This is a genomic window from Acidithrix sp. C25, from assembly GCF_904848545.2.
Genome location: NZ_CAJHCI020000006.1, coordinates 1,561,062 through 1,585,258, shown reverse-complemented (window position 1 = coordinate 1,585,258; position 24,197 = coordinate 1,561,062). Strand labels below are relative to the sequence as shown.

Genomic DNA, 24,197 nt, shown 5'->3' with positions numbered 1-24,197 from the left:
CATTCATTGGTCCATACAATGTCAATTCGATCATGAACCCAATTCTGGTCTATTGTTTGGGACTTGGGTATTTCTTTAATATGTACAAAAACAAGCCTCTCGTGCGAAAGGGAGGTGTGTTGATAATGAGCCACCCCACGCGCAACGATTTGACCCGGTCTTTCACCCTTCCTACATTGACTTTTACGAAAACGTCCTAAGTGAAACCACAGATCCAATTGAGATCGAGGCAAAGTACGAAAAGAGTTACGCTGAGGACCCCTGGTATATCCATCTCTATAGAACAGGTAACGCATACCATGAGTTCATCCGTTCTATATGTGGTACTGGGGAGCCCACGCACTTGACCACCTCGGAGCAGTGATTATTCTTGGTGGCGACCTAAGGTTGCAAAGCGACTGGGTTTCATGGCAGCAAGTACCCTTAATGACGCATTAGCAATGGCCTCGGCTTATGTTGGTACTTCTCCGTCGATTACACACTTGCACTCACCTCCTCTGTGATGGCTCAAGTTGAATAATCTAGAATTCGAAAAGATCTAATACCAAGGACGAGCAATGGCAAAAATGCGTGGACTACTGGGCAAGATAACTATGCCCTTCCCACTTGGTCGGCCCACTTGGCCAGCCAATGTAGAAAGAACAATTCCCAAGTCAAAACTCGGTGCAAACTACGATACAGAATGGGCTAGAAGGTACTCAGTACGTCTTGTACGATCACTGATAACTGACTATGTCACTAAACCCGCGATAAATATAGTTGCTTCCCAAAAGTGCTCGGTACCGATCGCCTAAAGGGTATCGACGTACCTGTTATCTTTGCCGCTAACCATGCCTCTCACTTAGATACTCCGCTTCTACTCTCGGTGCTTCCAGATGACTTTCGCCACAAGACGGCTGTTGGAGCCGGAGCAGACTACTTCTTTGACCGCAAATACAAGGCAGTCATCTGGTCATTCCTCTTAGGAGCAATTCCTATCGAGAGAACAAGGGTATCGAGAAGATCAACCGATTTAGCCTTAGAGATCCTGCGCGATGACTGGAACCTAATTCTCTTCCTGAAGGCGGCAGAACCCCTGACGGTTTCGCAAGGGAGTTCAAAGGGGGCGTCGCGCAGCTAGCCCTAAAGACAGGCTCGACCATCGTACCCGTCTTCATAGGTGGCACCTATGAGGTCCTAGGTAAAAATAAAAAAGGCTTTAGCCCCGGTTCTACAGTTGTAAACTTTGGCAGGCCAATAAGTCCTAGCGGTTCAAATCCCCGTGATTTAACCAAAGAGTTACAAAGTGCGGTCAACCGTCTTGGAGATGAAGTCTACAGCGACTACTGGGACGCTGCGCTAAGAAGCGGAGCAAGTTCCACGCCGGACTTGGCCGACAATGGCGATAATTCCTGGATAGCAGAGTGGAATCGTCCCAGGTTTAGCGACACCTTTGAAGATTCAAAGAAAAGTCGTTGGCCAAGATTACCATTTATCGACAAGCCACTCTGATTTAAAAGCCTGCTAGAGAAAGACGAGCCGAGCCTTAAGGTCGACGTCGACATATTTATTATCCAATGTACTCCCAGGGAACGGCTTTCTCTCGGTTTAGGTAAGGCCAAATTACACGATGCCAGCTCGTTATTTATAAGGTCAGTTTTAAGGATAAAATCATCTACCCGTCGCTCTTTGGCTGTCTAGCGGTGTTATCCCATCCACTTATAACCTAACTACCAATCGCTCCAAGGACTAACCCCTGGTTGATCCAAACTCTAGATACGAGGAGACTTATACTTGGACCTAACGCCTAATAAAACGAGGGACTGAGATAGCCTAAGGCAGTACTAATTGGTTAAAAATTGAAAAATCGGCGCCGAAAGAGCGGCTATGATTGCACTAGACGCAGACCCGAAGGAGCTATAGAATCTGGCTCACTAACCAACTCGGTAACAAATTCCGTTTTATGACCAGGAAAGACGGAGACTGAATAAAGTTTGGCCCCACCGTCTTCATCATAGGTAATCCTCTCACACCAAAGCGCCGGCGAGTCACGCGGTACTCCAAGCAACTTGGCATCGTCATGGTCGATTGCAATGGCCACAATTGTCTGCACCGCCCGACTCAGACGCTTAGCTAGATTACCCCGCTCCCCCAAAAGATCATACAAACTCGCCTCCTCCAGTTCAGGTATCGAAAACTGAGCACCAATTTGCGCCGGAACCCAACTGTAACCCTAGCAAACGGATTACCATCGGCGAGGTTGATTCTCGTTATGACAAGCAACTCGCCCTCGCCGAGAATCTCTTCAGCCGGCCCTCGGCGATCTCAACCCGTGCGGAGATAATCTTCCTGCCCGGTTTAACACCTCGTTCAGACATCTGGCTTCAATGGTAGTGAAGCGCCCTAAGCTCTGACGTACCGGGTCTGAATTCGCGATCCAACCAAAACCCTGTCTTGAGTCAACAAGGCCCTCGCTTCTCAAGACATCGAGAGCTTTTCTTACAGTAATCCGACTAGCCCTATGAGTTCGTGAAAGGGCCGCCTCGCTCGGTAAGACCGAGCCACGACTCACCTGTCCGGACACAATTTGCGTACGGAGGCTGGATGCAATCTCTATATATCTGGGTGTTTTTTTGCTTTCTATATTCCCAAGATACCCAAAGTTGGATACAATTCCAAAACCGAGCCCTCAACAATCATTAAAAGCAAAAAAGTAAAAGCTAGGTTCTAATTTAGCGTTACAACTTAGGCTAGGTACAAAAAGCGCCTAGGCGAGAGATTCTCTGGTTGGGTAGATTCTCTGGTTGGTATATATTCGCTCACCGACCTATAAGCAGCCAATCTCCTCTGTAGACATTAGTTAGCTGTTCAACTTCGAGATGCGCCAAAATCGTTTGGCTAATTTCCGAGAGCGCGATCAACTGTTGGCCACTCAACACATTCGCAAAGCAATGACAGACTGCTACGGCGTGGATAGGCTCCGCCATAGTGATTCGCTTCAGACCCTCTTCAGTGAGCACCTTAATCGATCCACGCCGATCGGTGCTACATATCCTTGCGAACAACGACGCCACGCACGCCATCCGGCTAAGCTGCTGAGAGGTACGACTGCGCTACCAGCCAAGACCGCTGGCGAGATCCATCGAACGCATCTGGTGGTCAGAAGACTTCGAGAACACAGCACTGGTCCTCATCGACCACCACGTCGGCACGATCAGCTGGGCGGGCGAACTCGTGGTCGAAGAGAAGGAGCAGTTTGTTGCTGGCAGCACAGCTCAAGATGTGAGTTACGGTCATCGCGCGCTTCGCTGAGGCGGCTGGTATACCTCTTGTCCTCACGAGCAGCCTCGAAACCGAAGCACAAGGACCGCTATTGCCCGAGTTCGAAAAGTTCCTTCCCGAAGAGTTCGTCGCGCGCATCAAGCGAGAGGGAGTCATCAATGCTTGGGAGGACCCGGCTTTCGCCGAGGCAGTGAGAGCCACTGGCAAGACGAACTTGCTGATAGGTGGTTTGACGACCGATGTCTGCTTGGTCCCCCAGCCCTATCGGCGAAAGAAGAGGGCTTCAACGTCGTAGCACTGATGGACACCTCGGCTGCTTGCACCAAAATCGGTGCCCAGAACAGCCGTGACCTCTTACTAGCCACGGAAATCGAGTTGATGACGGTGATACCCATGATCACCTCCATAATCTCAGGAACTACTAGAACCCTGCCTCTGGGGAGCTTTACGCCGCGTCCGGTGAAGAGGGTGTCTATCACGCCTTCGCCCAGGGCGACCTCCGCTAACATCGCCACCGGAACCCTCGTCGTATCTGCGGTGTGAGGGTTCCGGTGGCCCGAGATTCAAGAGGGTACAACTTTGCGTGATTGGCCCAGCGCATCACAAGAGCGAGGCTTCTTCTTGCCTGTAGCTGAAGCCCTGACAGTCGGCGTCGTGTTCGTCGCGGTATTGCTGATTGGTTATCACTCACCACGCCCGCGCGATGGCCGCGTCGACGTGGTTGGCAGTCCGGCATCCGTTCCGGCGCTAGTTCATCAATGTCAATCAAAGCAAACCGGGGGCTCTCGACCTTGTCCGGGCTCGCTCGAGCGAAATAGGCCTCGAGTCGCTACGCGAGGGACGGATATTCGGCGTCCTCACTCTAAGCAGCAATCCAACTCTCTACGTTGCCGGCGCCAACGGGCTGTCAGTGACATCTGGCCTCGAAACGAACTCTTACACTCGATGATCTCGCAGAGCGCTCCATTGCACACCGTCGACAAGTTGCCCCTACTGCCCAATGACACGTCGGGGCTACCCCTCTTCTATCCAGTCTTTGGCGTTGTAATTGCCAGCTACCTGTTCGGGATCGCGTCGGTGACTACGGGTCGGAGCCTCTCACCGACTGGTCGCTGGGCCCCGGCGTCCCTGCTTGCATCGCTACTCGCCGCATTATCAACGTTGATTGCTCGCTTCAGTACTCAAACCATCAACGGCCACGCCACTATCGTCTTCCTCTTTCTCCTGTCGCTTGTTGTAGGTGCGGAACAGCGATGTTCCTCGGTATCTTCAACACCTTTCGCGCAACCATGGCCACTGTGGTCCTGGTGCACTCGCTAGCGCGAGCGGGGTCTGCTCCGGCTCCGTGCATCCTCGTTGGCTCGAGCGTTGCGCGGCCTCTTGCTTATGAGTGTGGCACTTACTGGTATTCGCGACGACCACGCAGACTGAACAGATGAGGTTGGATCACTCCAACCCACTGAAGTAGGCGGCGTCGCGAATACCAGTAAGTGCCACACTCATAAGCAAGAGGCCGCGCAACGCTCCGAGCCAACGAGGATGCCACGGAGCCGGGAGCAGACCCCCGCTCGCGCTAGCGAGTGCACCAGGACCACAGTGGCCATGGTTGCGCGAAAGGTGTTGAAGATACCGAGGAACATCGCTGTTCCGCACCTACAACAAGCGACAGGAGAAAGAGGAAGACGATAGTGGCGTGGCCGTTGATGGTTTGAGTACTGAAGCGAGCAATCAACGTTGATAATGCGGCGAGTAGCGATGCAAGCAGGGACGCCGGGGCCCAGCGACCAGTCGGTGAGAGGCTCCGACCCGTAGTCACCGACGCGATCCCGAACAGGTAGCTGGCAATTACAACGCCAAAGACTGGATAGAAGAGGGGTAGCCCCGACGTGTCATTGGGCAGTAGGGGCAACTTGTCGACGGTGTGCAATGGAGCGCTCTGCGAGATCATCGAGTGTAAGAGTTCGTTTCGAGGCCAGATGTCACTGACAGCCCGTTGGCGCCGGCAACGTAGAGAGTTGGATTGCTGCTTAGAGTGAGGACGCCGAATATCCGTCCCTCGCGTAGCGACTCGAGGCCTATTTCGCTCGAGCGAGCCCGGACAAGGTCGAGAGCCCCCGGTTTGCTTTGATTGACATTGATGAACTAGCGCCGGAACGGATGCCGGACTGCCAACCACGTCGACGCGGCCATCGCGCGGGCGTGGTGAGTGATAACCAATCAGCAATACCGCGACGAACACGACGCCGACTGTCAGGGCTTCAGCTACAGGCAAGAAGAAGCCTCGCTCTTGTGATGCGCTGGGCCAATCACGCAAAGTTGTACCCTCTTGAATCTCGGGCCACCGGAACCCTCACACCGCAGATACGACGAGGGTTCCGGTGGCGATGTTAGCGGAGGTCGCCCTGGGCGAAGGCGTGATAGACACCCTCTTCACCGGACGCGGCGTAAAGCTCCCCAGAGGCAGGGTTCTAGTAGTTCCTGAGATTATGGAGGTGATCATGGGTATCACCGTCATCAACTCGATTTCCGTGGCTAGTAAGAGGTCACGGCTGTTCTGGGCACCGATTTTGGTGCAAGCAGCCGAGGTGTCCATCAGTGCTACGACGTTGAAGCCCTCTTCTTTCGCCGATAGGGCTGGGGGACCAAGCAGACATCGGTCGTCAAACCACCTATCAGCAAGTTCGTCTTGCCAGTGGCTCTCACTGCCTCGGCGAAAGCCGGGTCCTCCCAAGCATTGATGACTCCCTCTCGCTTGATGCGCGCGACGAACTCTTCGGGAAGGAACTTTTCGAACTCGGGCAATAGCGGTCCTTGTGCTTCGGTTTCGAGGCTGCTCGTGAGGACAAGAGGTATACCAGCCGCCTCAGCGAAGCGCGCGATGACCGTAACTCACATCTTGAGCTGTGCTGCCAGCAACAAACTGCTCCTTCTCTTCGACCACGAGTTCGCCCGCCCAGCTGATCGTGCCGACGTGGTGGTCGATGAGGACCAGTGCTGTGTTCTCGAAGTCTTCTGACCACCAGATGCGTTCGATGGATCTCGCCAGCGGTCTTGGCTGGTAGCGCAGTCGTACCTCTCAGCAGCTTAGCCGGATGGCGTGCGTGGCGTCGTTGTTCGCAAGGATATGTAGCACCGATCGGCGTGGATCGATTAAGGTGCTCACTGAAGAGGGTCTGAAGCGAATCACTATGGCGGAGCCTATCCACGCCGTAGCAGTCTGTCATTGCTTTGCGAATGTGTTGAGTGGCCAACAGTTGATCGCGCTCTCGGAAATTAGCCAAACGATTTTGGCGCATCTCGAAGTTGAACAGCTAACTAATGTCTACAGAGGAGATTGGCTGCTTATAGGTCGGTGAGCGAATATATACCAACCAGAGAATCTACCCAACCAGAGAATCTCTCGCCTAGGCGCTTTTTGTACCTAGCCTAAGTTGTAACGCTAAAATTAGAACCTAGCTTTTACTTTTTTGCTTTTAATGATTGTTGAGGGCTCGGTTTTGGAATTGTATCCAACTTTGGGTATCTTGGGAATATAGAAAGCAAAAAAACACCCAGATATATAGAGATTGCATCCAGCCTCCGTACGCAAATTGTGTCCGGACAGGTGAGTCGTGGCTCGGTCTTACCGAGCGAGGCGGCCCTTTCACGAACTCATAGGGCTAGTCGGATTACTGTAAGAAAAGCTCTCGATGTCTTGAGAAGCGAGGGCCTTGTTGACTCAAGACAGGGTTTTGGTTGGATCGCGAATTCAGACCCGGTACGTCAGAGCTTAGGGCGCTTCACTACCATTGAAGCCCAGATGTCTGAACGAGGTGTTAAACCGGGCAGGAAGATTATCTCCGCACGGGTTGAGATCGCCGAGGGCCGGCTGAAGGAGATTCTCGGCGAGGGCGAGTTGCTTGTCATAACGAGAATCAACCTCGCCGATGGTAATCCGTTTGCTAGGGTTACAGTTTGGGTTCCGGCGCAAATTGGTGCTCAGTTTTCGATACCTGAACTGGAGGAGGCGAGTTTGTATGATCTTTTGGGGGAGCGGGGTAATCTAGCTAAGCGTCTGAGTCGGGCGGTGCAGACAATTGTGGCCATTGCAATCGACCATGACGATGCCAAGTTGCTTGGAGTACCGCGTGACTCGCCGGCGCTTTGGTGTGAGAGGATTACCTATGATGAAGACGGTGGGGCCAAACTTTATTCAGTCTCCGTCTTTCCTGGTCATAAAACGGAATTTGTTACCGAGTTGGTTAGTGAGCCAGATTCTATAGCTCCTTCGGGTCTGCGTCTAGTGCAATCATAGCCGCTCTTTCGGCGCCGATTTTTCAATTTTTAACCAATTAGTACTGCCTTAGGCTATCTCAGTCCCTCGTTTTATTAGGCGTTAGGTCCAAGTATAAGTCTCCTCGTATCTAGAGTTTGGATCAACCAGGGGTTAGTCCTTGGAGCGATTGGTAGTTAGGTTATAAGTGGATGGGATAACCACCGCTAGACAGCCAAAGAGCGACGGGTAGATGATTTTATCCTTAAAACTGACCTTATAAATAACGAGCTGGCATCGTGTAATTTGGCCTTACCTAAACCGAGAGAAAGCCGTTCCCTGGGAGTACATTGGATAATAAATATGTCGACGTCGACCTTAAGGCTCGGCTCGTCTTTCTCTAGCAGGCTTTTAAATCAGAGTGGCTTGTCGATAAATGGTAATCTTGGCCAACGACTTTTCTTTGAATCTTCAAAGGTGTCGCTAAACCTGGGACGATTCCACTCTGCTATCCAGGAATTATCGCCATTGTCGGCCAAGTCCGGCGTGGAACTTGCTCCGCTTCTTAGCGCAGCGTCCCAGTAGTCGCTGTAGACTTCATCTCCAAGACGGTTGACCGCACTTTGTAACTCTTTGGTTAAATCACGGGGATTTGAACCGCTAGGACTTATTGGCCTGCCAAAGTTTACAACTGTAGAACCGGGGCTAAAGCCTTTTTTATTTTTACCTAGGACCTCATAGGTGCCACCTATGAAGACGGGTACGATGGTCGAGCCTGTCTTTAGGGCTAGCTGCGCGACGCCCCCTTTGAACTCCCTTGCGAAACCGTCAGGGGTTCTGCCGCCTTCAGGAAAGAGAATTAGGTTCCAGTCATCGCGCAGGATCTCTAAGGCTAAATCGGTTGATCTTCTCGATACCCTTGTTCTCTCGATAGGAATTGCTCCTAAGAGGAATGACCAGATGACTGCCTTGTATTTGCGGTCAAAGAAGTAGTCTGCTCCGGCTCCAACAGCCGTCTTGTGGCGAAAGTCATCTGGAAGCACCGAGAGTAGAAGCGGAGTATCTAAGTGAGAGGCATGGTTAGCGGCAAAGATAACAGGTACGTCGATACCCTTTAGGCGATCGGTACCGAGCACTTTTGGGGAAGCAACTATATTTATCGCGGGTTTAGTGACATAGTCAGTTATCAGTGATCGTACAAGACGTACTGAGTACCTTCTAGCCCATTCTGTATCGTAGTTTGCACCGAGTTTTGACTTGGGAATTGTTCTTTCTACATTGGCTGGCCAAGTGGGCCGACCAAGTGGGAAGGGCATAGTTATCTTGCCCAGTAGTCCACGCATTTTTGCCATTGCTCGTCCTTGGTATTAGATCTTTTCGAATTCTAGATTATTCAACTTGAGCCATCAACAGAGGAGGTGAGTGCAAGTGTGTAATCGACGGAGAAGTACCAACATAAGCCGAGGCCATTGCTAATGCGTCATTAAGGGTACTTGCTGCCATGAAACCCAGTCGCTTTGCAACCTTAGGGTCGCCACCAAGAATAATCACTGCTCCGAGGTGGTCAAGTGCGTGGGCTCCCCAGTACCACATATAGAACGGATGAACTCCATGGTATGCGTTACCTGTTCTATAGAGATGGATATACCAGGGGTCCTCAGCGTAACTCTTTTCGTACTTTGCCTCGATCTCAATTGGATCTGTGGTTTCACTTAGGACGTTTTCGTAAAAGTCAATGTAGGAAGGGTGAAAGACCGGGTCAAATTCGTTGCGCGTGGGGTGGCTCATTATCAACACACCTCCCTTTCGCACGAGAGGCTTGTTTTTGTACATATTAAAGAAATACCCAAGTCCCAAACAATAGACCAGAATTGGGTTCATGATCGAATTGACATTGTATGGACCAATGAATGGCAAACCCATAGTCAATATGTCGGATTGTCCAGAGACATGAACCAGTTGTTGCTTGTAGACCCGCTCAAGCGTCTTTTCATGGACGGCGTCTACCTCACCTGCGTTCACGCCAGTAAGGCCATAGGGAGATCTTATGGAGTGAAAGATATTACGAGCCATCCATGGGGAGTGGCCTCTAGAGCTTTAGATGTGGTGATGAATTTCGCGCGGTCTTTTAGGTTCCACTCCCATTCGCGCTTTTGGAGGAATTCGAATTGCTTTGGAAAGGTGTCGTTATTTAGAGTGGTTTCGATCTGGAAGATCTTGATGCCTGCCTCTTTTATGACTGCTCCCATCCTCCAGTTGGACGAGTGCAACTGCGAATTGTGACGATCCATAAATGACTTAGAGTGGACCATTGTCTTTACGTTATGGTGATGTCTTAGGCTCCGATAGCTAGATAGACCAGTAGCTACGCTCTTGTGGCCGCCATCCATGGAGACTAAATTGACATTTACATAGACTATCAGGTCGCTTTCAGCGGCGCGCTTGGAGATTTCGACCTCTTCGCCCTGTGGCGTGAGGCCTATAAAGCTAAGCCCCTTGGGATCTTCGGCGTCGTGCTGCAAAAGGAGACCGCGTGGGTAAAACGAGTCATAAACTCGATCTCCGACCGCATGGCGAAGTTCGGATTCGGTCATTCGGCGATGGAGAGCTAAAGCAGCTATCAGCACCACGTCCTCGACGCCTGCTCTAGCCGCACGCTCTAATACTGCTTCAATTATTAGGGAGCGAATGTCGGGTGAGACCATTTGAGGAAGAGGAAGCGACACGTCGTCAAAGGCGATTGTCAAGCGCATCCCTGAGGTCAGAAGGGTATCCAACGGATCGCTATCGCCAACTGGGTTGTCCAGAGCATCTTCGATGGCCCCGAGAGGGTCAGATAAAGATGGTAGCGATTCAGGTGCATAGATGACAGATGAACCTTCGGGAAGTTTTTCAATTCGATAGCCTTCGCCGTGCCAAAAGAGAGTTCCCGGATACGACTTGTCTACATTTAGGATAAATCCAGGTCTAGGACTCAATTAGGATGCCTTTCGAGGTGTGTGTGAAACTTTGGATGCAGGGTCAAATGCGATCTTGGTCGCTCCTCTGCGCCCTGAATTTCTAGCGTGATTAATTGCTTCTTCGAAATCTTCGAGGGGATAAATTGTCGATACAAATCGCTCCAAGCCAAGCGAGTTGGCTCTTTGAATAGCGAGTTCAAATGTTCGTATCGTCTTATCTTCGTAGATTTCGCTACCATATGCGTAGGTGCCCACGATAGAGATTTGTTTGTGCCAAAGCGGAGTTAAATCTATTCGCATCGGAGAAGGAAGACCGGAGAGAATTACAGTGCCACCAGGTCTAGTTATTTCGAGTGCATGGCTTAAGGTTTCATTTGTGCCAACACAATCAAATGTGGTATCGAAGCCGCCCATTACCCTATTGGCAACCATGATACCCTTTGACTTTCGCCTTGCAGTTCGACGTAGTTCGTCGTTGGAACGTAAAATCGAGGCACCGAACGAACTAGCTAGTTCGGCTTGGTTTGAGTAGCGGGCTAAGGCACTTACCTTGGCCTCAGGCGCCAAGGTGAAGAGGGCTGCGAGCGTCATCTGACCGACGGTTCCAGCGCCAATAACTGCTACCTCAGAATCGGCCTTGGGCTTAGCTCGCAGAACTCCATGCATGGCACATGCAAGTGGTTCGATCATGAGGGCTGCTTCATTTGAGATCGACTCTGGCAAGTCATGGATTTGGCTCGGGTGGGCGATAAAGTTCTCAGACCATCCTCCGCCAGTTGAATGGCAGTAGCCAGTTTGAATTCCACTATTTAGTGATCCGGAGATGGTGTTTATGCATTTGTCGGTAGCGCCAACGCTGCAGTAGTCACAGAGGGGCGAGATTTCTCGTACGATGCAACTTAATCCCGGTTCAATTACCACTCGCCTTTTAGTCCCATCGTCATTGGGGGCAAGCGCAACAATTTCATGGCCGGGGACAAAAGGAAAGCTGGTGAAATCTTCGAAGTATCGAGAAGAAGATGAGTCCAGCATGGATATGTCAGAGCCACAGATTCCGCTCAAAAGTACCTTGCATTGTTGATAAGGAAGGTTTCTATTTGGTAGTTCGAAGTTAGTTGTGAAGTCTAAGGGAGAGACCGACGCATTGAAACGCGAACTAACCACGCTAAGAGTCCGCGTCGCCGCGTACCTCGTTGGAGATCTTGAGAATACTAAAGCTTTCATCGTGCTTTACCAATCGGGAGGAGTAGTTTTGAATGTCCTGGTTGCCGTTCCCAATTTTCTATCGTCCAACCCCGTCTTTTTGCCATCGCTAGTAGGCGCGGTTCTGGATTTACAGCCACCGGGAAGCCAACAGCCTCCAGCATTGGAAGATCGGATGACGAGTCCGCATATGCAACGCATTTGGAGAGGGATACCTCGTATTTATCGGCAAAGTCTCCGAGCAGAATGGCTCGCGCTTCCCCGGTAGGTGGGGTTTGATCTAAGTTTCCGGTAAGGCGTCCACGGCTATCGGTCGTCATGGTACATGCGACGATGTCGTCAAAGAGTGGCGCTAATGGTGCTATGACAAAGTCGAGTGCTCCAGTTATCAGTATCGTCTTGTGACCCAATCTGCGGTGATGGCGAATCCGTTCGATAGCCCGAGGAAATGCTTTCTTTAGGAGGTAGGAGTTGAAGAGTTCGTTGGCGTCTTCACTGAGATGAGCCGCTTCTGCCTTTGAATAGCGTCGATAGAAGTTGCGCAGAAAGTCACCTCTATCACTTCGATCAGAGGCTATCAGCGACGGTCCTTCAGCCATTAGCGCGAGCGAAAAAAGTGCTTTCTTACCAAGAGGGAGATCTTTTGTTGCAAACCAGGCATATGCATCGACGACATTGGATGCTATAACTGTGTTCTCTAGGTCAAAAGCTGCCACTTTGAATTCATCGTTCAATATGGATGAGGTGGTACGATCCACTCGAGCGCTAGTGGACTTGCGATCTGGGGTCGTCTTTACTCTTGCGTGTTTGACTACTGAAGGTAGATGAATCTCTGTTACAAAAGAGTCCCAATTGATCAGTCGCGGATCGAATGCAAAATCTAATTGATCTGAGGCGCTTTGCTTATTCCAAAGCGCAAGGAGGTTCTTTACGTCAAAGATAGCTTCGGTCTCCGCGTAGGAGCCATAGAGCTTGACGTATGAAAGGGCTCTATTTATAGCCTCCTTCTTCTCCTCTAAGTCTGTTACGAGTTCGGCTCGTTCCCCTCTGAGGGGGAGATGTGAAATTATCGAATCAGCGAATTCTAAATTGGTAGCTAACCTTGCGAGTTGTTTTTGGACCCGACCTCGGCCGGGGAAGTTCCACTCTGGTACCAGGATAGGTTGTCCCTGTGAATCATAAAGTGGGTGTTCTAGGAACCACTCTCGCACTAGGTCGACAAGGACCTTATAGCGTAGAGGATTAGCAGAGCCCGAGGCAACCTGATAGACAGGAATATTTGTCGAAGGTTTTGGCTTATCTTCCGCAGCTACAGCAAGGATGGTACCAGTTACAAAGTCGACGGGAATTACGTCGATTATGCCTTCAGGTACTCCGGGGAACTCCTTGAGGAGACCTCTAGCGTAGGAGATGATGATAGGCTCTGCCATTCGAAAGCCCTTTATCCACCCCGGAAATGGGTGGATCATTGAAGATTCAATAATAGAAGGTCGAACGACAGAGATGGCAAGGTCGGAGTGGTTGGAGACCAGTGCCTCTTCGCCTAATGCCTTTGTGTAGGTGTAGGCATCGGGCCATCCAAGCGACTGAGCTCTAGCAATTCCTAGTTCAACCAGACGATCATTAACCCATTCGTCGCGAATCTTTTCGAGTTTTTGAGCTAAAAGCGGTCCACCAACCGCCCCTAGTTCTTTACGGGCGCTCTTTTTGAAGTCCTCGAGGCGCTCTGGGACTCGGGAGTCTCGTTCGACCTCGTCACGTAATTGAGAGGCTACGTTAACTTCAGTTTTAAAGTCAGGCATCGGCGAGAACGGGGTATTTCGAAGAAGCTTTTCGGGTGCTAACCCTCTGCGATAGCCAGCCACGTAGGCGGTTGAAACTGTAATAAAGTGGGTGTCGGTAGGGGCTTTCCCGGCTCTTTGGGCAGCCGCTTTGATTGCATCACCGACATTTGTTGGTCCAAGAAGGTTTACTGATACCGCTTGTGTCAATGGTGAGTCGAAACTAACGGTAGCTGCAGAGTGTACCACGATGTCAGCACTTGCAAGAGCGTCAAGACCAGAGTCGTCTAGGCCCAGAAGGGGCTTTGATACATCGCCTGGGACAGCACTTAGATGTGAATTTATGTAACGGTCGAAGTCATCGCCAAAGCGTTCGCGCATGAGGTTGAATGCATCATTTTTAATGATCTCTCGCTTGGCACGCTCTATCGGAGATGCACGACGGCCCGCCCTAATCAAAAGGATCAGCTTTGCGTCGGGAATAACATTTAGGATTCGTTCCGCTAGGGCAGTTCCTAGAAAACCGGTTGCTCCGGTCACAAAAAATGTTTTGCCTTCGAGTGTTTGAGATATCAATTTTTCACCGTTTCTGCAATGAACTCGCTTGTTTTGGGCTTGGACTGCATTGTCACACCTTGATTGACGATTAAACCCAAATAATTACTACGTTCACTATTAGTTCGGCCGTGGGAACTATTTTTTGTTATCATGTTCTGAAGATGCACCACCCTTGGGTCCCAATCGGCCCAAGCTTCCGTAGAGTTGACTGCTAGGTGCTGGAGTTGGTTGTCTCTTTTTGCGGGGCTTTGGTGGTGTAATGCGTCGTGATTCGAATTGAATTTGATTTTGAGTCGATGTGGCCTTTGCTGACTGCTTCGCCTCTGCGTTAGCTTTGATCCGATCCTTCTTGGGTTGCATGACAAATCTAAAGCCAGAAAAGGCCGCGAAGATAACAGCAGGCATCATCAAAACGACATATTTGCCAAGAGGTCCAAGTGAGAGTGCTAGTCCTGCGAACCCGACCCAAATTCGTTTGCCTACAAAGACTGTAAGCGCAAAGAAGAGGGCAATCGCAACACCTTCAATCGCGTATATGTATGGAGATGATTGACCTTTGACGACCTTATCGTGAAGGTGGGGTATCCACAAGATCAAATAGACGACTATTGCATAGATTGCTATGGCGAAGCCAAGTAGCTTTTCTTTTTTATTTAGAAGCGAACGCACAGTTGTCTAGTTTATGCCGGCTTGGGGGATGTTTTCGACATCAATTGACTTATGATCCTTCAAATGCTGCCAGTTATAGCTTTTTGGCCCCCTCGAAGGGGTCTAATGGGGCTACTTAGTAGCCGAAAGAGATGCTATTGCCAAAGGGATGTCTTGGATGTGGATCTCTGGAGGTGGCAAAGCTCACTACATCTCCTGAGATGACTGTAACACCGGCCATTACAAGAGGATCCACGTTGTGCTCGTCATTTAGATGTTGCGCTACGATTCGAATTCCTCGGTCATGTGCAATTGCCAGGAGAGAAGAGAGGGAATTCGGAATTGCGCGGTTAGCGTCGCTAACTGCTTCATTGGCGCTGATTGCGAGATATGTTACCATTGGCATGCAGATGTCATGGAAGCGTAGTTCTCGATTCTCTACCGAAGAGATCATTAGCTCGCATCGAAATCTAATTGCTAATGCCGAAAGTGCGGTGAGGAGGTCTGGATCTTTTGCTAGTTCTCCTGAGGTGATTGAGAGGACGAGCCTTCTATGTCGTTCAAAGGTTCGGGCAAAGTTAGCGACAGAATATGCCAGGTCTCCGACCCCTTGCACGCTGATCGGCCCCAATTCGACTAAGACCTTTGCTCCTCTATATGTCATTGACGACGAGAAGATCTCGGAAGTTGGACCCATCTCTGTCAATTTTCTAAGAACAGAGAGGTGGTGTCCATCGTTGGAGTTTGCCACATCGAGGCCAGGTCTAAAGGCGACAAGTTCAGGTCGTACGTCACCTATTTGGCTTGCTAGAAAGGTGGTCGGTTGTAGGTCGTTTGGAATCCGGCGATCATATGAATGTGGCGCAGGACTGCCGGTTAGCGACTCTATGGCATGGCGCAACTTTGCCATTTCCACATAGTCGGCACTAAAGCGTAGGTAGAGAGTGGGCACTAGGTCAGATCTCAACTTATTTGTTGCCTGGTCTTCGATCTTTCTTTTTGAAAATTCAAAGGTCTCGCGAAGGTCGATTTCACCAAATTGTTCTCGATTATCGTGAAATGAGAGTCGCGCCCGACCACGCTCTTTGGATCGATACATCGACTTGTCAGCATTCGCCAGAAGATCTAGGCCGCTTATGCCAGCCGCGCCGAGTGCGATGCCCATGGATATCGAGACATTTAACTCGAGTTGGCCGATTGAATAGAGGTCATTGAGTCTATTGAAGGCGCGGGTAGCAATTTCGATCAATTCGTCCCGTTCAGGGGCATTTTCTACAAGAACTACGAATTCGTCTCCAGATAGGCGTGCCACGGTATCCGTATCCCTAAATACCCCAAGGAGGCGTCGGGCAATTTGTACTAGAACTTGGTCGCCTGTTTGGTGGCCGTAGGTGTCGTTAATATGCTTGAATAGGTCGATGTCGATGAAGATTACTGCGGTCCGCGCATTGGTTCGCTGTGCTTTCCCCAGGGCGACGCCGAGTCGATCGTTGAATAATTCGCGATTTGGAAGGCCGGTTAGGGAGTCCTTGAAAGCCATCTCGCGAAATTTCTCGAGGCTCCTTTGTTCAGAAAGGCGGAGGCCGACGTTATCGGCGACCAGTGTTGCTGAAATACTCCAATCCAGTGCGATTGATTTCTCTTGAGAACTCCAGAATTTCCTGTCTTTTGAGATCGTTGATGCTCCAAAACCTATTAGGCCATCCGAAGTGGAGATTGGGACTATCGCATATGGCTTTTGTTGGACTAGATCTACTATCTCGTTTGTGTAGAAGCTGGAATCGGTGTATTCGATGAGTAGTGGCTCATGGGAAGCCGCAATAGTGCGATAAAAAGGAAGGTAGGAAGCTTCGACTCCGATCCAATTACTGCGAATTTGCTCCGTTTTGTTTTCGTCACATCCAAAGCTTGCAATGACGGAGATCTTGCTTTGATTTTCAAATAGAACAAATAGAGCGGATTCGGATCCAAGGGTTAATGAGAGGGATCGTGCAAGAAACTTTGCCATTTCATCACGGGTGATAATCTGCGTGGCGGCGTCCAACATGGGTGCAAGTCCATCGGTTGCTCTAAGGCGGAGCTCTTTTTGCTGGTCTTCTTGAAATTGAGTAAATAAAAGCGCGAGATGTGCCAGCAAAAGGGTAACACTTGGGGAATCCACGAGGTTATTCCAGCTGCTGTTTATCGGTTTCTCAAGGACGATTACGCCCAATTTACTCTCACCGCGACGAAGTGGGACGACTATTCCATGGCGACTTCCATCAGCGTTGGAGCGCGAATCTTTAAAGTGCATCGCATCGATATAGTTTGAGTCGAAGTCAATAGGTGTCCGTAACTCAAATGCTCTATCAGAGAGGCTGGAAAGTGCGCTTAGAGTCTTTTTGGTTGGATAGGAGCTATTGAAGTTTACTACCTCCCCGTTCGAGCAAGCTACAACTGGGACTAGTCGACCTTGATCAAGCGCATATAAGGTGGAATTAGAAAATCCTAGATGTATTGCAAGACAACTACAGAGGCTGCGTAATCCTGTAACCCAAGAATCCGCGGTAGCTGCGGCGCTGGAGAGTTCAAGGATAAGTCTGTCTAAGGCTTCGTCTGAGGTTGGGTCAAAGGATGCCGTTACGTCTTTAGGGATGAGCCTGGATAATTCAGCGATTGATGGAGTATTCCACTCCTTGGCATCGATGAGAATTAAGGCAAGATTTGACTTGTAGATAGGGACTATGAGTTGCCAGGAGTGGTCGTTTAGAGTCAAAATTTCGGGGATGAAGTGGCTCAGTTCTTCCTTGAGAGGCGTCGTCATCTTGACTCTACGTGGCTTATGCGAAGGTAATGCCATTTTAACGTGGCGAATGACTTCCTTGGACTTCATCCAATCCGTTGAGCCTAATTCAAGAGTGATTGTCTCGTTCTTTGTCTTCGAAGCTCTCTTGGCGACAAGTCCCATAATCGAGTTAGCATCATTGAAGGTGATGGCTATGACGAAGGTTGCCTTTGAAGCGAAGGTGAATTCGGTAATAGCTCGATCGAGATGTTCGATAGGAACGCGATTTGATGTAAGCATTTATTTGGCTCGCGCTCCTTTTTTCTGGTGTAGCCGCATTCTCTGGGCGGGTGGTGGACCAACTACTTTATGTGACTTATCATAGCACTAGTTTGTGGCTGTAAGGGTATTTTGCACAATTAGTGACAATAAATGCCGTCAGCGATTTTTTGTTCGCGAGTAAATGCAATTCATTCTTGTGTGAAAACGATTCTACTAATCCGATGTAACCCTTTGGTAAGGAAAGCCGGCTCACTATGTCCATATCGGAAGGAAATCACCCCGCAACTTGCTTGCATGAATCTATACAGCTCATTATCTTACTTAAAATCTGAACTCGGTCGGAGTGATTCTTCTATTAAAGTTATTGAAATTGATGAACTAGATGCAATAATTTTGCTCCTCTAGCTATAACTTTCAGGCGCCAAGGTCGCGGGAGTGTGCATTTTTTATTTACTTCAATTTATAGGTGTTCGTTCATTTTGGGTTCTTTCATCTATCTAGTTGTTCAGTACAACAACGCAAAATCTGGCATTACGGCTATTCTTTGTAAGGCCGATTAGTAAGGCCGATTAGTAAGGCCGATTAGTAAGGCCGATTAGTAAGGCCGATTAGTAAGGCCGATTAGTAAGGCCGATTAGTAAGGCCGATTAGCTCTGGTACTTGCCTAAGTGAATAACCTACAAGATTCCTTATATATAAGTAGTTTGCCCGTAGAATCGCCCCTGGTGCACGGCTATCGAAGTCTCCTAAGTTGCTCTTTAGGGTAACTACAACTTGAGGTTTTGATATTAGGTTAAAGGTTTATGAAATGTCAAGGTAAAGCCTGATCGTCTCTATTGACTTCTAGGAACAAACCCGACCGCGTCTTGTGCTCTTTGCAGGGTCTCGTTGGCTGTAATTTCAGCCTTTTCGGCGCCCATACGCATTAATCTTGCTAGTTCAGCTTTGTCATCTAGTAAGTTATTTAATCTGTCTCTTATCGGTGCCAGATTTGTAACGAGCACTTCCGTTAGATCGTTTTTGAGCGCTCCATAGCTCGAATAAGATTGAGCAATCGATCTTGGATCTTTGCCGGTCGCTACACCAAATATCTCTAAGAGGTTGGAGATTCCCGAACGGTTTTGAGGGTCATACTCCACGCAATTGTCGGTATCGGTTACGGCCTTTGAGATCTTCTTTTTGATTTGATCAGCTGGTTCAAGCAGATAGATTATACCCGCAGGCGAGGAGGAGGACTTAGACATCTTTTTTGTTGGATTTGAAAGATCCATTATTCGGGCACCGATTGTAGGAATCGATGGTTCCGGTACCGTGAACACCTCGCCGTATAGTCGGTTGAAGCGCATCGCTAGGTCTCTAGTGAGTTCTAGATGTTGCTTTTGATCGTCTCCAACTGGTACTTTATCTGCTTGATACAATAGGACGTCTGCTGCCATAAGCGCAGGATAAGTAAAGAGACCGGCCCTAACACTTTCGCTTCCACGGCCCTTGTCTTTGAATTGGGTCATTCGGTTAAGCTCGCCCATGCTGACAGTGCACTCCATTAGCCAGGCTAAATTTGCATGTGCTGCTACGTGGCTCTGGACGAAGAGTGTGCATTTATCCTGGTCAAGACCGGCGGCCAAAAGAGTTGCAAATAGTTCCAATGTGCCCAAATAGAGTTCTTTCGGATCGTGCTCTATCGTTATGGCGTGAAGATCTACGACTGTGAAATAGGAGTCTTGGAGCTCTTGTTGGGCGACCCAGGACTTTATTGCTCCAAAGTAGTTACCGATATGTGCTTGTCCCGTTGGTTGAATTCCTGAAAGTACCCTCATCAAGCCAAGATTCTAACCGCTCGAGAGATATCTTCATCAAGCTCCTCAAAGTTAAACGCTGTAGAAGTAGCCCAGTGTCTAGCCTCTTTTTTCAAATGGGACATGGCTTTCTCCCATATGGTCTCTGTGAGCCGAGTTACTTTCTCGATCAGGGTTACAATGGCCATTGGCAATTTATTGATTTGCTAGCTTTGCTATTGGTTGAGATAAGGAGCTTTGCGGTGTCAAAGGAAAAGTCCAAAGTTATAGGACTTGTTGTGGCTATGGAAGAGGAACTCCTTGAGCTCCGTAATCGTCATTTCCAGGGTTTTGAAATCACTGAGGGGCTCGTTCCGATGTCTCAAAGTCAAATCGGGGATTCAATCGTTGTGATGGCTTATTCGGGGATGGGTAAAGTTAACGCTGCGATGGCCGCAGCCTCCCTGGTAGAGAGGTACACCGTAAGTGCACTTTTAATCTCCGGATTAGCGGGATCTTTGGATGATCGGTTAAACATCGGTGACATAGTGCTTGCAAGTGGCGCCTTTCACCATGACTTTGACCTTCGTCCCATTTTGAATTCGCCTGGCATTCTTCCGGGAGCAAGTTGTCATCTAATCTCTGCCGATCCAGGGATTTTGGCGCTTGAGGTGGAGATAGCCAATAGATATTGCCTTTCTAATGTAGGTAGCGAATCGTCTTTTGGATCGGGTGCAATCTCGCGATCGATTAAATGTGTGATAGGCGAAGTGGCTTCCGGAGATGCGATAATAGGCACAAAAGCGCAAAAGATTGCAATAAAGAAAAATTTCCCCGATGCGATCTGCGTTGATATGGAAAGCGCTGCTCTTGCTCAGGTGGCGCTTGCAGCAGGGGTGCCCTGGGGTGCTATTCGCGTAATCTCGGACTTCGCCGATGACTCCTTTGACATGAATATGGTTGTAAATTTTTGCGTCAATGAGGCAAGTTCAACTATTGCGCAAGTCATTAGCGCACTAGTTCGAGACGAGAAGATTCATCGAGGCTGATCGTCAAGTTACCTGGTTACCCTTTGTTATCTGATAGTTTTCTGTGGTGTGTTATTGGGGATTTCAAATTGGAACAGATCTGATCTGACCATTTGTCGTGCTATTCACAATCAAGGTTTGTTGGCCCGGGTAATTAGTCAGATTGGGATTTCCAAGGAGGCTTCATGGCCGATCTGCCTAGTGCTTTGTGGGAGTTGGCGCCATGTCTGTTCTTTTTTGATTTATGTTTAGGGCTTCTTTGAGTGGATCAAAGGTTTGATGGGAACCGAAATAAATTTGTATTTGTCGCAGGGGCGATTTTCTGGTGAGATTTATGGCTGGTGAGATTTATGGATTTGGTAATAGATTGAACATAAGAACATAAAAAGCATTGCTCGGATAAATGTGGTTGGTGGGCACTTTAGGATTCAAGAGTGTCACTTGGGTGGATTCGATGGGGAGTTGATGTTCGCAAAGACTAAGGCGAAATATATACAAGCTAGCGCATAAACAGCGCCTCTGGGTCGAGCTTTTCCAGTTCGCGAAGGCGCGGATTGACTAGATGCAGTTTTCCCAGAAGATTTGACGTTTTGGATAGATTTAAGAATCGTAACTGAAAGAGATGTAGCCAAGATATGAGTTGATGGGTCGACCTGACCTTTCTTTAATCTTCGGTCCATCCCGCCAAAATCTTTGAACCGTCTAATTCTTTGTTGGACTAACATTCTTTGGAACTGCGCAAAATATGCACTTCAACGAAGCATCGAGCATTTATAGCGAACATAAATGGGTCTTCAATGATGATGGTCGAAATTGATTGCTACGTCTGACTTTTTGCAAACTTTATGCTTATCTATGGGTAAAGTCGATATGGTTGAGCATTTTCTCGTTTCAACCTTGCACCCCATGCTATCTAGTAGTGGGGAGTCCCCTCTGGGTAAAACGGCCACGAGTTGGCTGTTAGACGTAGAACAAGTTTCGATAATGACACTCTATGAGAGGCCGGGTATCCTCTTCTTGACCTTGTTATTTGATGACTTTGTCGTAAGTTTTTCTAGTTCGTAGTCAAAGTCTGCCTCTCTAGACATCCACTTTCGAATGTTGTAGATCGCAGCGTAGGTAAATGGCTCCATGCACAGGACCCATAGAACTGCAGAGCCAAGTTCTTGATCGGCCATTCCCGAAAGGGTCTTTCCTGGTATATGTAGGTAGACACTGTAGAAGGGAACTGATGCGAAGCCCATTATCATGGCCAGGATCCAAGAGAGGACCGTTGTGAAGAATATCGGGACAATCCGCTTGATCTCGGGGTAGATGCGAGGTCGAATTGGATGGGAATCTACTAAATGGATCCAAAGAAGCATTCCTGAGACCACAAAGAAAAAGTGCATAAAGTTGTGGACCACCTGGTTTCGTTCCGCCAGGTCAAGTAGGGCTGGAAAGTGCCAAAAGTACATGTCGACGTTGAAAAACAAGAATCCGAAAACTGGGTTCATGAAGAAGTTTCCAATGGACCTTAAAATTGAGGTTTGTTCGCTCACAAGAAATGTTCGACCTAGGGATCGACGCCATTTGACAGGGAGTCCTCTGTAGATAACTAACCATGGAGCCGATATCACTATTAGCGCTGGTGCATAGACCATCAACATGACATGCTGGAACATGTGGACCCAGAAGTAAGTATCGGACCAATAGTCAACAGGTGACATTACAGCCAGAACCAGGATGGCAATTCCACTTCCGAAGATCAACGCATTGAGTCGCCGCCGTTTGGGCGATCGTTTTGAACCCCGAGCAATTGTGGCCTCGAGTCTTCGGTATCCGATCACATACAAGACCACAGGTATTCCCGTGAGTATGAAAAATATCGGATCGAACCCCCAATGGCTCAGCAGATATTTATCTACAAACGTCATTGCTACCCCGCACTAGTCTCGTCGTACCGTTTAAACACCCTTTATTCTAACAAAGAATAATTATTAGTGGTGATCAACCCTCTCCAAGTTCCTTTGTGATGAGTTTTTTACGGTATGGCAATTGTCTCGTCTCTTAGGCGTGACGGACCTTGTTGATGCGCGCTATCGATTATTTTAGATCAGTTCTATGACTAGAGTGCTTGGGCTAATTGGCGAGGGGTTCTTTAGGCTATACGACCTTGAATTCGAGATATTCGACCTCAAGCTTAGATAAGTCGACGCGGTAGATTGAGCCCTTTGCGCATCTGATCGAGTCAGGGCTATAGCGTTCTAACAGTCGTAGGATTAAGGGAATAATGTTTCCATGGCTGCAGATCGCGTGTTCTCCTTCGAGATGGATCACCTCTTCGATAAAGGCATCCAACTCTTTGATCGAGGCATCTTCTCCGATTCGACGATCAATCATGATCTTTTTTTGGGTCACGGTGGACAAAGGCGTCAGTGTCTCGATAGCACGGGCATAGGGAGATGCCCACAGAAAATTTATTGGTCGATTTCCAAGATGTTGAGCGATCATCTCAGCCTGCAACTTCCCTTTGGCAGAGAGACTCCGATCTTGATCATCCTTTGAATCGTGCAAGCGTTCTCCTGCTTTTGCATGGCGGATCAGATAAAGATTCGAAGCTGTCATTATTGTCTCCTTAGCTTTTTGGCTTGATTTGGCGTAGTTGCGGCTAAATAAACAGAACATACGTGGTAGCTTGGCGAAGCTACAGCGCCCAAGCCGATCTAATACAATTTAGGTAAAGGTGGCAATTAACCAGCTTCAACGGTGGCGAGCTTTATCTATAACTTATGATGTTATAGACGCAAAGGCATCTTTTATTGTGACTGACTTGTTAATTATTTAGCCCTAGGGTCAACTTGGGTGATCTGCTACCTCGATTTGACGGTAGCACCCATGAGTTAGCGAAATTTGGTGAAGAAAGCGAACGATTATCTGAGCGACTAGGTCGCAATGGTCAAATTGGGCGCAGTTAGGCGAGCTCTATTATTGTTTGTCCTTCTTCAACGAAGTCACCCGGGGCTAGGGATAATTTTGCCACAACACCGTCAGTCTCTGCTGAGACAGGTATCTCCATCTTCATCGATTCGATGATGGCTACATCGTCTCCTTTGGAGATTGATGATCCAACTGCAACGCTGAAGGTAATTAGCGTTCCAGACATGGGACTTACTATTTTCATTGTCTTCCTTGAGATATTGACTTGTCAAAATAATGCCACATCAAAGCTCGGTCTGTGTTTGATTTTCATCTTGATATCTATCCGAATTAGAAATGAGATCTACCTGTAGCGGCTAATTTTGGAGGCTACCCATTATTGCTGGACTTGAAAAAGGTCGCCTTCGTTATCATTTTATCCCTATCGATTTCAAACTTTCAGATCCATGGACAAAGAGTTAGCGCCCTCTTGATGGGGGAGGTAGATGCTACAAGTGATCTTACCTTGGGATGGAGAATAGTTCTTGATGGTTATCTGGGCTGACTCGGTTTTTCGTGTCTCTTTTAGCGAACACAGTTTGTTCGGATGTGTTGGGACTTTACGTGACGATTGGGAGGTTTTATGGGAACATCGGTCTTTGGTAGATCTGGGCTTGGACTATCTTGCCTACAGTTAATGGAGCCTTCAGAGGTGCCTGGTAGTGTTAATGGTGACGTTGAGGTCTAAACATTTGGTGATTTGTTCAAAATTTTTGGTCGATGTGGG

At 48.7% G+C, this 24,197-nt stretch carries 21 protein-coding genes and 3 pseudogenes; 9 read left to right on the top strand and 15 right to left on the bottom strand.

The window, feature by feature from the left end; translation table 11 throughout:
• The 3 genes and pseudogenes from ACIDITHRIX25_RS75855 to ACIDITHRIX25_RS75845 all read left to right on the top strand — a co-directional run.
• Positions 1-503, top strand: a pseudogene (locus ACIDITHRIX25_RS75855) (lactate racemase domain-containing protein); the annotation flags it as partial.
• 54 nt (positions 504-557) lie between these two features.
• Complete coding sequence (locus ACIDITHRIX25_RS75850) at positions 558-794, top strand: hypothetical protein (RefSeq protein ID WP_201732927.1); 237 nt, start codon at positions 558-560, stop codon at positions 792-794.
• Positions 773-1,120 (top strand): lysophospholipid acyltransferase family protein, encoded by a 348-nt coding sequence (locus tag ACIDITHRIX25_RS75845; protein WP_201732926.1) that lies wholly within the window; start codon positions 773-775, stop codon positions 1,118-1,120. Before ACIDITHRIX25_RS75850 ends, ACIDITHRIX25_RS75845 begins: the two co-directional genes overlap by 22 nt.
• A 744-nt stretch (positions 1,121-1,864) precedes the next feature.
• Here the strand turns inward: ACIDITHRIX25_RS75845 and ACIDITHRIX25_RS75840 are convergent.
• From ACIDITHRIX25_RS75840 to ACIDITHRIX25_RS75835, 3 genes and pseudogenes are all read right to left on the bottom strand, one after another.
• Positions 1,865-2,194: pseudogene (locus tag ACIDITHRIX25_RS75840) on the bottom strand (UTRA domain-containing protein); the annotation flags it as partial.
• Between the two features lie 90 nt (positions 2,195-2,284).
• A complete protein-coding gene (locus ACIDITHRIX25_RS000000104310) occupies positions 2,285-2,590 on the bottom strand; it encodes a GntR family transcriptional regulator (RefSeq protein ID WP_502756215.1) in 306 nt (101 codons plus the stop codon).
• Positions 2,591-3,138: 548 nt separating this feature from the next.
• Complete coding sequence (locus ACIDITHRIX25_RS75835) at positions 3,139-3,417, bottom strand: hypothetical protein (protein ID WP_213333421.1); 279 nt, start codon at positions 3,415-3,417, stop codon at positions 3,139-3,141.
• A gap of 6 nt (positions 3,418-3,423) precedes the next feature.
• Here ACIDITHRIX25_RS75835 and ACIDITHRIX25_RS75830 point away from each other — a divergent pair, with 6 nt between their 5' ends.
• Both ACIDITHRIX25_RS75830 and ACIDITHRIX25_RS75825 read left to right on the top strand, forming a co-directional pair.
• Complete coding sequence (locus ACIDITHRIX25_RS75830) at positions 3,424-3,804, top strand: hypothetical protein (protein ID WP_201732923.1); 381 nt, start codon at positions 3,424-3,426, stop codon at positions 3,802-3,804.
• A 36-nt stretch (positions 3,805-3,840) separates the two neighbouring features.
• Complete coding sequence (locus ACIDITHRIX25_RS75825) at positions 3,841-4,581, top strand: hypothetical protein (protein ID WP_201732924.1); 741 nt, start codon at positions 3,841-3,843, stop codon at positions 4,579-4,581.
• A 253-nt stretch (positions 4,582-4,834) separates the two neighbouring features.
• Here the strand turns inward: ACIDITHRIX25_RS75825 and ACIDITHRIX25_RS75820 are convergent, their stop codons facing one another.
• Both ACIDITHRIX25_RS75820 and ACIDITHRIX25_RS75815 read right to left on the bottom strand, forming a co-directional pair.
• Positions 4,835-5,575 carry a hypothetical protein gene (locus ACIDITHRIX25_RS75820; RefSeq protein ID WP_201732924.1) on the bottom strand — a complete coding sequence of 247 codons (741 nt, stop codon included), beginning with the start codon at positions 5,573-5,575 and terminating at the stop codon, positions 4,835-4,837.
• A 36-nt stretch (positions 5,576-5,611) separates the two neighbouring features.
• Positions 5,612-5,992, bottom strand: coding sequence for a hypothetical protein (locus ACIDITHRIX25_RS75815; RefSeq protein ID WP_201732923.1), 381 nt, complete (start codon positions 5,990-5,992; stop codon positions 5,612-5,614).
• Positions 5,993-5,998: 6 nt separating this feature from the next.
• Here ACIDITHRIX25_RS75815 and ACIDITHRIX25_RS75810 point away from each other — a divergent pair, with 6 nt between their 5' ends.
• Entirely contained in the window at positions 5,999-6,277 is a 279-nt protein-coding gene (locus ACIDITHRIX25_RS75810; RefSeq protein ID WP_213333421.1) for a hypothetical protein, read from the top strand.
• Positions 6,278-6,763: 486 nt separating this feature from the next.
• A complete protein-coding gene (locus ACIDITHRIX25_RS75805; RefSeq protein ID WP_349632153.1) occupies positions 6,764-7,555 on the top strand; it encodes a GntR family transcriptional regulator in 792 nt (263 codons plus the stop codon).
• A 374-nt stretch (positions 7,556-7,929) separates the two neighbouring features.
• On the opposite strand, the gene ACIDITHRIX25_RS75800 is transcribed toward ACIDITHRIX25_RS75805, so the two are convergent.
• The 7 genes and pseudogenes from ACIDITHRIX25_RS75800 to trpS all read right to left on the bottom strand — a co-directional run bounded on the left by ACIDITHRIX25_RS75800 (position 7,930) and on the right by trpS (position 19,526).
• Positions 7,930-8,865 (bottom strand): lysophospholipid acyltransferase family protein, encoded by a 936-nt coding sequence (locus ACIDITHRIX25_RS75800; RefSeq protein WP_052605656.1) that lies wholly within the window; start codon positions 8,863-8,865, stop codon positions 7,930-7,932.
• Positions 8,866-8,902: 37 nt separating this feature from the next.
• A pseudogene (larAH, locus tag ACIDITHRIX25_RS000000104305) lies at positions 8,903-10,491 on the bottom strand (NPN-dependent hydroxyacid isomerase, LarAH14/15/16 family).
• Complete coding sequence (locus ACIDITHRIX25_RS75785; protein ID WP_201732921.1) at positions 10,492-11,697, bottom strand: zinc-dependent alcohol dehydrogenase; 1,206 nt, start codon at positions 11,695-11,697, stop codon at positions 10,492-10,494.
• A complete protein-coding gene (locus tag ACIDITHRIX25_RS75780; RefSeq protein WP_201732920.1) occupies positions 11,694-13,997 on the bottom strand; it encodes an HAD-IB family hydrolase in 2,304 nt (767 codons plus the stop codon). The genes ACIDITHRIX25_RS75785 and ACIDITHRIX25_RS75780 overlap by 4 nt, the downstream gene beginning before the upstream one ends.
• 153 nt (positions 13,998-14,150) lie before the next feature.
• The gene (locus ACIDITHRIX25_RS75775) at positions 14,151-14,684 is read right to left on the bottom strand and encodes a hypothetical protein (RefSeq protein ID WP_052605660.1); all 534 of its coding nucleotides are present in this window, start codon (positions 14,682-14,684) and stop codon (positions 14,151-14,153) included.
• Positions 14,685-14,799: 115 nt separating this feature from the next.
• Positions 14,800-17,727, bottom strand: a complete 2,928-nt coding sequence (locus ACIDITHRIX25_RS75770) for a sensor domain-containing diguanylate cyclase (protein ID WP_201732919.1) — start codon at positions 17,725-17,727, stop codon at positions 14,800-14,802.
• A gap of 815 nt (positions 17,728-18,542) precedes the next feature.
• Entirely contained in the window at positions 18,543-19,526 is a 984-nt protein-coding gene (gene trpS, locus ACIDITHRIX25_RS75765) for a tryptophan--tRNA ligase (protein WP_201732918.1), read from the bottom strand.
• A 221-nt stretch (positions 19,527-19,747) separates the two neighbouring features.
• Here trpS and mtnN point away from each other — a divergent pair, with 221 nt between their 5' ends.
• The gene (gene mtnN / locus ACIDITHRIX25_RS75760; RefSeq protein ID WP_052605663.1) at positions 19,748-20,533 is read left to right on the top strand and encodes a 5'-methylthioadenosine/S-adenosylhomocysteine nucleosidase; all 786 of its coding nucleotides are present in this window, start codon (positions 19,748-19,750) and stop codon (positions 20,531-20,533) included.
• A 971-nt stretch (positions 20,534-21,504) separates the two neighbouring features.
• On the opposite strand, the gene ACIDITHRIX25_RS75755 is transcribed toward mtnN, so the two are convergent.
• The 3 genes from ACIDITHRIX25_RS75755 to ACIDITHRIX25_RS75745 form a co-directional block, all read right to left on the bottom strand.
• A complete protein-coding gene (locus ACIDITHRIX25_RS75755) occupies positions 21,505-22,428 on the bottom strand; it encodes a cytochrome c oxidase assembly protein (RefSeq protein ID WP_201732917.1) in 924 nt (307 codons plus the stop codon).
• A 229-nt stretch (positions 22,429-22,657) separates the two neighbouring features.
• A complete protein-coding gene (locus ACIDITHRIX25_RS75750; RefSeq protein WP_201732916.1) occupies positions 22,658-23,119 on the bottom strand; it encodes a SixA phosphatase family protein in 462 nt (153 codons plus the stop codon).
• Positions 23,120-23,465: 346 nt separating this feature from the next.
• Complete coding sequence (locus ACIDITHRIX25_RS75745; RefSeq protein WP_052605667.1) at positions 23,466-23,675, bottom strand: acyl-CoA carboxylase biotin carboxyl carrier protein subunit; 210 nt, start codon at positions 23,673-23,675, stop codon at positions 23,466-23,468.
• Positions 23,676-23,810: 135 nt separating this feature from the next.
• Here ACIDITHRIX25_RS75745 and ACIDITHRIX25_RS75740 point away from each other — a divergent pair, with 135 nt between their 5' ends.
• A complete protein-coding gene (locus tag ACIDITHRIX25_RS75740) occupies positions 23,811-23,975 on the top strand; it encodes a hypothetical protein (protein ID WP_201732915.1) in 165 nt (54 codons plus the stop codon).
• Positions 23,976-24,197 lie beyond the last annotated feature (222 nt).

Bases quoted from the DNA above. Each gene is read 5' to 3' on its own strand.
- ACIDITHRIX25_RS75835 (WP_213333421.1), bottom strand. From the start codon at position 3,417: ATGACTCCCTCTCGCTTGATGCGCGCGACGAACTCTTCGGGAAGGAAC.
- ACIDITHRIX25_RS75755 (WP_201732917.1), bottom strand. From the start codon at position 22,428: ATGACGTTTGTAGATAAATATCTGCTGAGCCATTGGGGGTTCGATCCG.
- ACIDITHRIX25_RS75810 (WP_213333421.1), top strand. From the start codon at position 5,999: ATGACTCCCTCTCGCTTGATGCGCGCGACGAACTCTTCGGGAAGGAAC.
- ACIDITHRIX25_RS75770 (WP_201732919.1), bottom strand. From the start codon at position 17,727: ATGCTTACATCAAATCGCGTTCCTATCGAACATCTCGATCGAGCTATT.
- ACIDITHRIX25_RS75745 (WP_052605667.1), bottom strand. From the start codon at position 23,675: ATGAAAATAGTAAGTCCCATGTCTGGAACGCTAATTACCTTCAGCGTT.
- ACIDITHRIX25_RS75750 (WP_201732916.1), bottom strand. From the start codon at position 23,119: ATGACAGCTTCGAATCTTTATCTGATCCGCCATGCAAAAGCAGGAGAA.
- ACIDITHRIX25_RS75800 (WP_052605656.1), bottom strand. From the start codon at position 8,865: ATGGCAAAAATGCGTGGACTACTGGGCAAGATAACTATGCCCTTCCCA.
- ACIDITHRIX25_RS75785 (WP_201732921.1), bottom strand. From the start codon at position 11,697: ATGAAAGCTTTAGTATTCTCAAGATCTCCAACGAGGTACGCGGCGACG.
- trpS (WP_201732918.1), bottom strand. From the start codon at position 19,526: ATGAGGGTACTTTCAGGAATTCAACCAACGGGACAAGCACATATCGGT.
- ACIDITHRIX25_RS75850 (WP_201732927.1), top strand. From the start codon at position 558: ATGGCAAAAATGCGTGGACTACTGGGCAAGATAACTATGCCCTTCCCA.